This is a genomic window from Uliginosibacterium sediminicola (assembly GCF_039631295.1).
Lineage (GTDB): Bacteria > Pseudomonadota > Gammaproteobacteria > Burkholderiales > Rhodocyclaceae > Viridibacterium > Viridibacterium sediminicola.
The window spans coordinates 31,478-43,423 of record NZ_JBDIVE010000013.1; the positions used below are offsets into that span (position 1 = coordinate 31,478).

Annotated in this window: 7 protein-coding genes; all 7 read right to left on the reverse strand. The window is 61.9% G+C overall.

The features are described 5' to 3' along the window. Nucleotides 1-86: 86 nt before the first annotated feature. Nucleotides 87-2,354, reverse strand: coding sequence for an NADP-dependent malic enzyme (locus tag ABDB84_RS18200; protein WP_345921202.1), 2,268 nt, complete (start codon nt 2,352-2,354; stop codon nt 87-89). 165 nt (nt 2,355-2,519) lie between these two features. Next, the gene (locus tag ABDB84_RS18205; RefSeq protein ID WP_345921203.1) at nt 2,520-3,299 is read right to left on the reverse strand and encodes a transglycosylase SLT domain-containing protein; all 780 of its coding nucleotides are present in this window, start codon (nt 3,297-3,299) and stop codon (nt 2,520-2,522) included. Between the two features lie 486 nt (nt 3,300-3,785). Beyond that, nucleotides 3,786-4,856 carry a hypothetical protein gene (locus ABDB84_RS18210; protein WP_345921204.1) on the reverse strand — a complete coding sequence of 357 codons (1,071 nt, stop codon included), beginning with the start codon at nt 4,854-4,856 and terminating at the stop codon, nt 3,786-3,788. Nucleotides 4,857-5,048: 192 nt separating this feature from the next. Further along, the gene (locus ABDB84_RS18215; RefSeq protein WP_428715105.1) at nt 5,049-6,212 is read right to left on the reverse strand and encodes a ribonucleotide-diphosphate reductase subunit beta; all 1,164 of its coding nucleotides are present in this window, start codon (nt 6,210-6,212) and stop codon (nt 5,049-5,051) included. A gap of 401 nt (nt 6,213-6,613) precedes the next feature. Next, nucleotides 6,614-9,487: a ribonucleoside-diphosphate reductase subunit alpha gene (locus ABDB84_RS18220; protein ID WP_345921205.1), complete on the reverse strand. Its 2,874-nt coding sequence runs from the start codon at nt 9,485-9,487 to the stop codon at nt 6,614-6,616. Nucleotides 9,488-9,816: 329 nt separating this feature from the next. Beyond that, nucleotides 9,817-10,374 (reverse strand): 1,6-anhydro-N-acetylmuramyl-L-alanine amidase AmpD, encoded by a 558-nt coding sequence (gene ampD, locus ABDB84_RS18225; RefSeq protein ID WP_345921206.1) that lies wholly within the window; start codon nt 10,372-10,374, stop codon nt 9,817-9,819. After that, nucleotides 10,371-11,864 (reverse strand): NAD(P)H-hydrate dehydratase, encoded by a 1,494-nt coding sequence (locus ABDB84_RS18230; RefSeq protein ID WP_345921207.1) that lies wholly within the window; start codon nt 11,862-11,864, stop codon nt 10,371-10,373. Before ABDB84_RS18230 ends, ampD begins: the two co-directional genes overlap by 4 nt. Nucleotides 11,865-11,946: the final 82 nt, after the last annotated feature.

Genomic DNA, 11,946 nt, shown 5'->3' on the forward strand with positions numbered 1-11,946 from the left:
CACTTTCAAAACACTGACGACGCACAAAAACAAACGACCGTCACAAGCGGACGGTCGTTTGCTGCAGACGCTGCGGGCGAAGTGCTTCAGCGGCCGGCTTCCGCCACGGTGAGTGCAGTCATGTTGACGATGCGACGCACTGTCGCCGTTGGCGTCAGGATGTGCACGGGCTTCGATGCGCCAAGCAGGATCGGACCGATGGTCATACCCTCGCCCGCGGAAGTCTTGAGCAGGTTGAAGGCAATGTTGGCCGCATCGAGCGTGGGGAAGATCAGCAGGTTAGCGTCCTCGCGCATCTTGGCATTGGGGAAGATCTGCAGACGCGTGCTTGCATCCAGCGCCGCATCACCATGCATCTCGCCCTCGACTTCGATGTCCGGACGCCGAGCCTGCAGCAGCTGGAAGGCCTCGCGCATCTTCAGTGCCGTGGGTGTGTCGTCGGTCCCGAAACTTGAATGCGACAACAGGGCCAGCTTGGGCGTGATGCCGAAGCGGCGCAGCTCTTCGGCGGCCAGGCAGCTCATCTCGAAAATCTGCTCTGCACTGGGATCGTAGTTGACGTAGGTATCGCACAAAGCCACCGTGCGGCCTGGCAGCACCAGCAGGTTCATCGCGTAAAAGTGCTTCACACCCTCGCGACGCCCCAGCACAGTATCGATCAGCTTCAGATGCTGGTTGTGCATGCCGTAGGTGCCACAGATCATGCCGTCTGCGTAACCGAATTTGAGCATCAGCGCACCGATCAGCGTGGTGCGGCGACGAACCTCACGCTTGGCGTACTCCACCGACACACCCTGGCGTTCCATCAGACTGTGATAGTGCTTCCACAGCTCACGGTAACGCGGATCGGAGTCCTGATTGACGAGCTCGAAATCGATCTCCGGGCGCATGCGCAAACCGAAACGTTCGATGTACATGTTGATCACGTCAGGACGCCCGATCAGCAGCGGCCGGGCCAGGCCCTCGTCCACCACCGCCTGCACCGCACGCAACACGCGCTCGGACTCGCCCTCTGCGAAAATGATGCGCTTGGGCGAACGCTTGGCGGCGGAAAACACCGGCTTCATGATCAAGCCAGACTGCCAGACGAAATTATTGAGCTGTTGGGTGTACGCCTCCCAATCCTCGATCGGCCGCGTCGCGACGCCCGACTCCATGGCTGCGCGAGCCACGGCGGGTGCAATCTTGACGATCAGGCGCGGATCAAAAGGCTTGGGAATGATGTATTCGGGACCGAAGGCACAGGCCTGGTTGCCATAGGCCGCAGCAACGATATCGGAAGCCTCGACCTGGGCCAGCTCGGCAATGGCGCGCACAGCGGCGAGCTTCATCGCATCATTGATCGTCGTCGCGCCAACATCCAGCGCGCCGCGGAAGATGAACGGGAAGCACAGCACGTTGTTGACCTGGTTCGGATAGTCCGAACGCCCTGTCGCGATGATCGCATCAGTGCGCACAGCCTTGGCCTGGTCGGGCAGGATCTCCGGCACCGGATTGGCCAGCGCGAAAATCAGCGGGCTCGGCGCCATCTTGGCCACCATCTCGGGTTTGAGCACCCCCGCGGCCGAGAGCCCGAGGAATACGTCAGCGCCCTCGATCACCTCGCCCAAGGTCCGCGCGTCCGTCACCTTGGCGTAACGCGCCTTGATCGGCTCCATTTCCTCGATGCGGCCCTCGTACACCAGGCCCTTGATATCGGTCACCCAGATGTTCTCGACGGGGATGCCGAGCATCACCAGCAGGTCCAGACAGGCCAGCGCAGCAGCACCAGCGCCGGAGGTCACCACCTTGACCTCATCAAGCCCCTTGCCCATCAGGCGCAGGCCATTGAGCACCGCCGCGCCGACCACGATGGCCGTGCCGTGCTGATCATCATGGAACACCGGAATGCTCATGCGCTCGCGCAGCTTGCGCTCGATGTAGAAGCACTCGGGCGCCTTGATGTCTTCCAGATTGATGCCGCCGAAAGTCGGCTCCAGCGAGGCGATGATGTCGATGAGCTTGTCAGGATCGCGCTCGTCGATCTCGATGTCGAAGACGTCGATACCGGCAAACTTCTTGAACAGGACGCCCTTGCCTTCCATCACCGGCTTGGCCGCCAGCGGGCCGATGGGACCAAGTCCCAGCACGGCAGTACCATTGGTGACGACACCAATGAGATTGGCGCGCGCAGTCAGCTCGCTGACCTGCTTGGGATCATCGACGATGGCGTCGCAAGCGGCGGCAACACCCGGTGAATAGGCTAGAGAGAGATCGCGCTGATTGGTCAGAGCCTTGGTCGGAGTAACCGAGATTTTGCCGGGGCGGCCCTGGCGGTGGTATTCCAGCGCTGCCGCGCGAATTCTTTCATCCATGAAGCACCTCTTTGATCATTGGCGAGTGCGAGTGCACGCACGCATACTGGCGCGCAAGCGCGCTAACGCCCGATCATTGTACGGTCTGCATGGGCCGGCTTCCACCCGATAGCCTTGTTACATCGTGGAAATCCACACCTTGCTACCGCGAACCGCTTGGCGCGATCAACCCGGATTAGCCACCGCAACCGCTTGTGCAGCCGGTGCCCGCACCGCGGCCGGCGCGGCATTCTCGGCCAGCTCGGTGCGCACCGCACCGAACTTCATGATTTGACGGAAGCGCTCAAGCTCGTTCATCACCTTGCTTGCGTAGGCCATGTCATTGACATCCGAAACGCCGCCATACTGCTGCAGCGCGGGCTCCAGCGCGCCAGCACTGCGCAGGTAGTCACGCAGGATACGGGCGCCGACACGGATGTTCTCGGCAGGCTCCAGCAAGGCGGTTGCGCCGCGTGCGGCGTCGATCTTGTCCTGATGGAAGCGTGGAATGATTTGCATCAGCCCCTGCGCGCCGAACACGCTTTCAGCCATCGGATTGAAACCCGACTCCACTGACGTGACCGCCAGGATCAGCACCGGATCGACATGGGCCAGACGGCCCTCGTGAATGGCGGTACGAACCAGCTGCTCAAGGCCCGAACCAGCCACCTTGTGGCGCTTGGCAATGTACTGCACGAGCCGGCTGTATTCAGCGGGCAGCTTGGCCACATCGGGCGTTGCTTCCAGCTCGGCGCCGGCGCTGGCTTCGGCCAGATCACTGGCAGCCGACTTCTCGGCATCAATCCAGGTGCGCGGATCAAAACCTGCCACACCATGCAAAGCGTATTGATAACTGGCGGCGACCGCCACCATGATGCCCACCACCAGCAAACTACCATGGGCGAAGTTGAGGACAAAGCTGGCGGCGTAGCGCGCAAACTGTTGCAAGTATTTACTGTCAGTCATGCAAACTCCACGAGTCCATGCCGCTGCGCTTGCGCACAGGGAGAACCCGATCAACAAACGACCGGGCACAGCATGGACAGATCAGGACAGATGTACCCGGCAAAAACACAGGCCTCTGTCTCGTTTTGAAACACACAGTCCACTGCCTTGCAGTGACCGGCCGATTGACAAGGACGCTCGAGAACCCGCTTGCCGCGTCAGCCGCGTTGCTTCACGGATACTGGTTGCACTGCGCGGAGATGACCGCCACAAGCAACTCGTTTGTCATTTTTTTGACTTGCCCGCATCAATACGAGCGCTTTGAAGATGAGAGTAGTTTATTGATTTGATTAAGGATTGTCAATCGGCCCGGAACGCACGACATAGCGTCACCTATGATATTGACATTACCCCAAAAGCGCTGCCACTAAGATGAAAACGCGGCATCAGCGGAAATAAAAAGGGGATGCACATGCATCCCCTTTTTTTGGCTCACCGCAGACTCGCTCAGGACGGACGCGAACCCGAAGGGAACGGCCACGCAGCCGTCGGATTGAGCGAAGACTTCAGGCCCGGCGTTGCTGCAGTCGAGGGCGTCGGCTTGGCAGCTTCTGCTGCAGCGGGCGCTTCGGCAGCAGGCGCTGCTTCGGGTGCAGGAGCGGCCGCGGCAGGAGCTTCAGCAGGCGCTGCCGGCGCAGGCTCCGATTTGGGCGCAGCGGCCTTCTTGGTGGCAGCCTTCTTCGGTGCCGGATTCTTGGCAGCAGGCTTCTTCACCGCAGCAGGCTTGGCTGCAACCTTCGGCGCAGCAGCAGGCTTGCTGGCAGCGGGCTTGGTAGCAGCCTTCTTGGCGGCGGGCTTGGCAGCCTTGGCCGGCGCCGCCTTCACTGCAGCCTTCTTCACCTCCGCCTTGGCAGGCTTGGCGGCCTTGGCAGGTGCAGCAGCCTTCGCAGCCGGCTTGGCGGCGGCCTTCTTCACAGCAACGGGCTTGGCGGCAGCTTTAGCCGGCGCGGCCTTCTTGGCAGCAACAGGCTTGGCGGCCTTGGTGACCTTAGCAGCCTTGGCGGGTGCTGCGGCAGCCTTCTTGGCGGCCGGTTTTGCGGCGGGCTTAGCAGCAGCCTTGACAAGCTTCGCTGCCTTGGCGGGCGCAGCGGCCTTCTTGGCGGCAACCGGCTTGGCAGCCTTCACGACCTTGGCGGCCTTAGCAGGCACTGCAGCCTTCTTGGCGACCGGCTTGGCGACCTTGGCAGCCTTGACCGGAGCCGCCTTCTTGGCGGCAACAGGCTTGGCAGCCTTCACGACCTTGGCAGCCTTGGCGGGCGCTGCGGCGGCCTTCTTGGCGACCGGCTTGGCGGCCTTGACCGGAGCGGCCTTCTTGGCGGCGACGGGCTTGGCGGCCGGCTTGGCAGCTTTGACCGGCTTTGCTGCGGCCTTTGCGACCACGGCCTTCTTTGCCACGGCCTTGACCGGCGCAGCCTTCTTGGCAGCGGCCGGCTTGGCGGCGGGTTTGGCTGCAGCTTTCGCTGCAGGCTTGGCCACAACCGTCTTGGCCTTGGGCTTGCTGGTGGACTTCGTTGCCATAACACACCTCCTTTGCTAGTCGCCGGGTTGCACACCCAACACGAGGAAAGCACTGCCAGCCTGGCGAGCTGGAAGCACGTTTGCCGCGCTACCGCGCAGCGCTGGAAAAGCCGTCAAAAACACAAAAGCGGTACGCCGGGCGCCTCGCATGAGACACCACGACGTACCGCTGTTGAAAAATACTTGAAAGAATCAGTCCCAACTCAAGGTCCCGCCCGTCTGATACTCGATCACACGGGTCTCGAAAAAGTTGCGTTCCTTCTTGAGGTCGAGCATTTCGCTCATCCACGGGAAGGGGTTTTCTGCGCCCGGGTAGATCGCATCGATGCCGATCTGCTGGCAACGGCGATTGGCAATGAAGCGCAGGTATTCCTTGAACATCGATGCATTCAGACCCAGCACACCACGCGGCATGGTGTCTTCGGCATAGCGATATTCGAGCTCGACACCATGCTGGATCAGCTCACGGATTTCCTGACGGAAAGCAGCAGTCCAGAGGTGCGGATTTTCAAGCTTGATGGTGTTGATCAGGTCGATGCCGAAATTGCAGTGCATCGACTCGTCACGCAGGATGTACTGGTATTGCTCAGCCGCGCCGGTCATCTTGTTCTGACGGCCCAAGGCGAGAATCTGTGCGAAGCCCACATAGAAGAAGATGCCTTCCATGATGCATGCGAAGACGATCAGTGAGCGCAGCAGGGTCTGATCGGCCTCGGGCGTGCCGGTCTTGAAATTGGGATCGGTCAGCGTATCGATGAAGGGCACCAGGAATTCATCCTTGGCGCGGATGCTCGACACTTCATGATAGGCATTGAAGATCTCGCCTTCGTCCAGACCCAGCGACTCGACGATGTATTGGTAGGCATGCGTGTGGATGGCTTCTTCGAAAGCCTGGCGCAGCAGGAACTGACGGCACTCGGGCGCCGTGATGTGACGGTAGGTGCCCAGCACAATGTTATTGGCAGCCAGCGAATCAGCAGTGACGAAGAAACCCAGATTGCGCTTGACGATGCGGCGCTCGTCTTCGGTCAGGCCGTTGGGATCTTTCCACAGCGCGATGTCACGCGACATGTTGATCTCTTGCGGCATCCAGTGATTGGCGCAGGTCGACAGATATTTTTCCCAGGCCCATTTGTACTTGAAGGGCACCAGTTGATTGACGTCGGTCGCGCCGTTGATGATGCGCTTGTCAGCGACATTGATGCGACGCATTGCCTCGGCATCATCGGCAACTGCGGCAGACGACATCGCCCCCGTCGGCGTACGCGTTGCCTGCGGCAGGGAGGAAACATTTTGCAGCCCGGTCTTCAATGAATCGGGGCTTGCAAGATCGAAGTCGTTGTCGAAGTTCAGCATGCCATTATCCTTTAGATGATTTTGCATTCGAATGCAAATAATTTCTACACCAACTTGCAGGCCAATCGCCAAGCCTGGCGCGGCTCTCCGGGCAGCTTACCCGATTATCATAAGCACCAAACTCACCAAGACCCGCATGAAGCAATGCTTTGCACAAAAATCGCAGGTGCAACACAGCTTTGCAAACAGGTTTGGAAGGAATTTGCGCTAGACACAACACTTACGTGACCAGTTCGAACGCTCGCGAAATTTCTCTCGCGCGCACACGCGCTACGAACAGTGCGTGTGAGACAGCAGATTTGCATCGGCATGACCTGCGAGACGTAGCGCAAACCTGCTTCGCGAGAAGTCTTGCCGACACCGGCAAGACCTCTCGCTGTGCCTCAGTCATGCACGGCAGATCACTGGCAGGCTTCGCACTCGGGGTTGTCGATCGAGCAGAACTTCGCAGCCTCTGACGCGCCCTCGCCCGCCCCTGCCGCCAGCGCACCGCCGCTGACCGGCACAGCATTGAGCTCGCCGCCACGACCCGTAGACTTCTCGGCCGAGGTGGCACCCATGGCGCGCAGATAGTAGGTGGTCTTGAGACCGCGCAGCCATGCGAGCTTGTAGGTCTCGTCGAGCTTGCGACCCGAAGCACCGGCCATGTAGATGTTGAGCGACTGCGCCTGATCGATCCACTTCGAGCGACGTGCGGCCGCTTCGATGATCCAGCGCGTGTCGATCTCGAATGCGGTTGCATAGAGGCGACGCAGCTCTTCGGGAACACGGTCGATCTTGGCCAGCGAACCATCGAAGTACTTGAGGTCGGCGACCATGACTTCGTCCCACAGACCCAGCTTCTTCAGGTCTCGCACCAGGCTCTCGTTAGCCACCGTGAACTCGCCGGAGAGATTGGATTTGACGAACAGATTCTGGAAGGTCGGTTCGATGCAGGCATCCACCCCAACGATGTTGGAGATGGTCGCCGTCGGTGCGATCGCCACGCAGTTGGAATTGCGCATGCCAACCTGGGCGATACGGCTGCGCAACGCCTCCCAGTCCAGCGTCGTGCTGCGGTCGACTTCGAGGTAGCCGCCACGCTCCTGCTCCAGCAGGCTCAGCGTGTCGAGCGGCAGGATGCCGCGATCCCACAACGAGCCCTTGAACGAGGAGTAGCGACCGCGCTCTTCGGCCAGATCGGTCGATGCCCAGTAAGCGTAGTAGCACACCGCTTCCATCGAGCGGTCGGCGAACTCCACCGCAGCCTCCGAAGCGTAGGGAATGCGCTGTGCGTGCAGGCAATCCTGGAAGCCCATGATGCCCATGCCGACCGGACGATGCTTGTAGTTGGAGTTACGCGCCTTGCCAACCGCATAGAAGTTGATGTCGACCACGTTGTCGAGCATGCGCATGCCGATGCGGATGGTGCGCTGCAGCTTGTCGTGATCGAGCACCTTGCCGCCCTGGCCGTCATCCTTGAGGTGGGCCAGCAGGTTCACCGAACCGAGGTTGCAGACGGCGATCTCGGTGTCCGAGGTGTTGAGCGTGATCTCGGTGCACAGATTGGAGCTGTGCACCACGCCGACGTGCTGCTGCGGCGAGCGGATGTTGCAAGGATCCTTGAAGGTGATCCAGGGGTGGCCCGTTTCGAACAGCATCGACAGCATCTTGCGCCACAGCTGCAGTGCCGGCATGCGGCGGAACAGCTTGATCTCGCCACGGTCGGCCTTGCGCTCGTACTCGACGTAGGCCGATTCAAAGGCCTTGCCGAACTTGTCGTGCAGATCCGGCACGTCGGAGGGCGAGAACAGAGTCCACTCACCGGCTTCCATCACCCGCTTCATGAACAGATCGGGAATCCAGTTGGCGGTGTTCATGTCGTGCGTGCGGCGACGCTCGTCACCGGTGTTCTTGCGCAGCTCGAGGAACTCCTCGATGTCCAGGTGCCAGCTCTCCAGATAGGCGCACACCGCGCCCTTGCGCTTGCCACCCTGATTGACGGCGACCGCCGTGTCATTGACCACCTTGAGGAAGGGAATCACGCCCTGGCTCTTGCCATTGGTGCCCTTGATGCGTGCGCCCAGCGAACGCACCGGCGTCCAGTCATTGCCGAGGCCGCCGGCAAACTTCTGCAGCATGGCGTTATCCTTGATCGCGCCATAGATGTCGTCGAGGCTGTCTTCCACCGTGGTGAGATAGCACGAGGACAGTTGCGAATGCAGGGTGCCGGCATTGAACAGGGTCGGCGTCGAGCTCATGAAGTCGAACTTCGAGAGCACGTTGTAGAACTCGATGGCGCGCGTTTCGCGGTCAATCTCGCCCAGCGCCAGACCCATTGCGACGCGCATGAAGAAGATTTGCGGCAGCTCGATGCGGCGCTCTTCGATGTGCAGGAAGTAGCGGTCGTAGAGCGTTTGCAGGCCGAGGTAACCGAACTGCAGATCGCGCGAAGCATCCAGCGCAGCGGCCAGGCGCGGCAGATCGTATTCGCCCAGGCGACGATCAAGCAGCTCAGCCTGGATGCCCAGCTTGATGTAGCGCGGGAAGTACTCGGCGTAACGCGCCTGCATGGCGTCCTGCAGGACTTCCTCACCCAGCACTTCAAGGCGGATTTCATGCTGTTGCAGACGGGCCGTGACGTAGTTGTAGTCCGGGTCCTTTTCAATCTGCGTGCGTGCAGCCAGCACCAGCGCCTTGCGCACTTCTTCGCCCGGCACGCCATCGTAGAGATTGCGCAGCGCGGCATCGAGAATGGTCTCGGCGCTGACGTGATCACCCAGACCGACGCAGGCCGACTCCACCAACTGACGCAGGGCAAGCAGATCAAGCGGACGGCGCTCGCCGTTTTCGACAACATGCAGCACCGGTTCGGCCGCCACAGTCTCGGCAGCCGAGGCCGCACGTTCGGCGGAGCGCTTCTCGCGATACAGCACGTAAGCACGCGCCACGTCGTGCTCGCCGGCACGCATCAGCGACAGCTCGACCTGATCCTGGATGTCTTCAATATGGAAGGTGCCGCCGTTCGGCTGACGGCGCACCAGGGTGCGCACCACCGCGTCGGTGAGCTGGGCGACCACGTCGCGCACGCGGGCCGACACGGCGCCGTGCGAACCTTCAACCGCGAGAAAAGCCTTGGTCAGGGCAACTGCAATCTTGGCCGGCTCGAAATGCACGACAGCGCCATTGCGGCGGATGATCTTGTAATCGCTGTATTCGGACTGGCTGGTCGTGGCAGGAACAACGCCAGTCTGCGCGACAAATGACTGCTGTTGCGCTTCGGTCGCAAGCTGCATGGATTTCTCTCCCTGTGGTTCCTGATCGCCCCTCGCCGGTATTTCCGGCGCTTGTGTCAATCAGGCGTTTTACGATGCAAAGCTACTAGATGTAGTAGCAATGTGACTCTGTGCGACTAATTCTAGTGGGGAGCTTCGGAACTGACAAGCAGGATTTTTGATTCTCTGGCGTCACGCCGCTGCCGTTCGTCGGGGCATTCGCGCAGGCGCCAGCAAGGACGCGGGCGAGCGGAAAACGCTTGTTTCGTCAAGACGTACTGAGGAACTGAACGGTATCAGGCTGGCGCACCAAGGAGCCGCGCGAAGCTCGCCTCAAGCTACTCGCGGATTCAAGTCGTGGCGCGGAGGGAGGCCAGCAAGGCGCGCAGGCGCGGCCACTCGAAACACGGGCCGGGATCGGTCTTGCGGCCGGGCGCGATGTCGCTGTGGCCACAGATCTGGGCGGCGGGGAACTCGCGCAGCAACTCCGCCAGCAAGCGCGCCAGGCGCTCGTATTGTTCGACGCGAAAGGCCAGCGTGTCGCAACCTTCCAGCTCGATTCCGAGCGAGAAGTCATTGCAGCGCTCGCGCCCTTGCCAATTCGACACGCCGGCATGCCAGGCGCGCAACTGGATCGGCACGAACTGGATCAGACTGCCGTCGCGACGGATGAAAAAATGCGCCGACACACGCAGCTGATGGATGCCTGCGTAATACGGATGGGCAGCCGGATCGAGGCGATTGGTGAACAGCTCGACCACGCCCGGACCGCCGAACTGATCGGGCGGCAGACTGATGGCGTGAATCACCAGCAGATCAACGCCGGCCGCAGCCGGGCGCTCATCACAATTGGGCGAAGCGATCTGCGTGGCGGCGCGATGCCAGCCGGCGGCGTCGAACACACTCATCCGCGCCCCCCGCTGCGCTCGCTGACCCAGGCATTGAGCAGGCGGCGCGCAGCAGGTGCCAGCTCGCCGGCCGTCATGCCGATCGGGCCAATGCCTGCCTCGAGCAGCGCGTCGGCCGCCGCGCCATGTAGATAAACCGCGCAGGGCAAAGCCAGTTCGGCCTCCCAGCCTTGCGCCAGCAGTGCGAGCACGATGCCGGTCAGCACATCGCCACTGCCCGCCGTGGCCAGACCCGCATTGCCGGTGACATTGATGAATAGACGCCCGTCAGCCAGGCAGACGATGCTGCCCGCGCCCTTGAGCACCACATGCGCGCGATAGCGACGCGACAGTTCGCGACACGCGGCCAGCCGGTCAGCCTGCACTTCGGAGGGTGCGCACTGCAGCAGACGCGCCGCCTCCGCCGGGTGCGGGGTGAGGACGCTTGGCGCATCGCGCTGCGTCAGGCGTGGCTGCAGATTGGAACTGGCCGCGATGAGATTGAGCGCATCGGCATCGAGCACCAGCGGGCCGGTGAAACCCAGTGCGCGCTTCATCTGCAGCACCGCCGCTTCGGACTGTCCGAGGCCGGGGCCGATGGCCAGTGCGCTGCAGATCAGATGCAGGTCGCCCGGCGGGCGCAGCATCAATTCGGGCTGGACGATATCGAGCATCGGCGCCAGCGGATCGAGCAGGCCGACATAGACGCGCCCCGCGCCAAGCAGCAAGGCACTGCGCGCGCTCAACAAGGCCGCGCCGACCATGCCAACCGCGCCACCGATGACGCCAGCCTGGCCGAAGGTACCTTTGTGCGAATTGCTGGCGCGCGGCTTGAGGCGCGGCGCGAAACTGGCCAGCGTGAGCACCTGGGCGCCGCTATCGGCCACGCTCAGATCAAGTGTGTTGAGCATCAGCTCGCCACACAGTTCGCTGCCATCATGCGTGAGCAGGCCTGGTTTCCAGGCGATGAAGCTGACCGTATGGCTGGCCCGTACCGCAACGCCCGGCGCACGGCCGGTGTCGGCATCCAGCCCGGAGGGCAGATCGAGCGAGAGCACCGGCGAGTTGAGCTGGTTGAGGCGGGCGATCCACTCGGCATAGCGCCCCTCGGGCGCACGCTTCAGACCAATGCCGAAAATCGCATCAACCACCAGCGCCCAGTTGCTGCCGAGAAAATCCGGCACCACCTGGCCGCCCGCCTGCTGCCAGGCAAGGCGCGCGGCGCGTGCATCGGCAGGCATCTGCTCGGCCTCGACCGTGCACACCACCACCACCTCGCGGCCGGCTTCACGTAATAGGCGGGCAACGACAAAACCATCGCCGCCGTTGTTGCCGGGGCCGGCAAGAATCAGCACGCAGCCACTGCGCCCCTCAAGGATGCGCAAAGCCACCTCGCTGGCCGCCTGCCCCGCGCGCTCCATCAAGGGCACACCAGCCGCCAGGTACTGGCGCTCGATGCTGCGGATTTCGGCGCTGGTGAGGATGGGGCCGGCTGCGGGATTCAGATGCATGAGACCTTCTTTTCAACGTTCACAAATTGCTCGCGCAGCGGGCACAGCACCCGGTCTTGCACCGAGCCCCGAATATAGCAAG

What these genes read in the sequence shown, in the direction of transcription:
- ABDB84_RS18215 (WP_428715105.1), bottom strand. Translation starts at nt 6,212, where the DNA reads ATGCTGAACTTCGACAACGACTTCGATCTTGCAAGCCCCGATTCATTG.
- ABDB84_RS18230 (WP_345921207.1), bottom strand. Translation starts at nt 11,864, where the DNA reads ATGCATCTGAATCCCGCAGCCGGCCCCATCCTCACCAGCGCCGAAATC.
- ABDB84_RS18220 (WP_345921205.1), bottom strand. Translation starts at nt 9,487, where the DNA reads ATGCAGCTTGCGACCGAAGCGCAACAGCAGTCATTTGTCGCGCAGACT.
- ampD (WP_345921206.1), bottom strand. Translation starts at nt 10,374, where the DNA reads ATGAGTGTGTTCGACGCCGCCGGCTGGCATCGCGCCGCCACGCAGATC.
- ABDB84_RS18200 (WP_345921202.1), bottom strand. Translation starts at nt 2,354, where the DNA reads ATGGATGAAAGAATTCGCGCGGCAGCGCTGGAATACCACCGCCAGGGC.
- ABDB84_RS18205 (WP_345921203.1), bottom strand. Translation starts at nt 3,299, where the DNA reads ATGACTGACAGTAAATACTTGCAACAGTTTGCGCGCTACGCCGCCAGC.
- ABDB84_RS18210 (WP_345921204.1), bottom strand. Translation starts at nt 4,856, where the DNA reads ATGGCAACGAAGTCCACCAGCAAGCCCAAGGCCAAGACGGTTGTGGCC.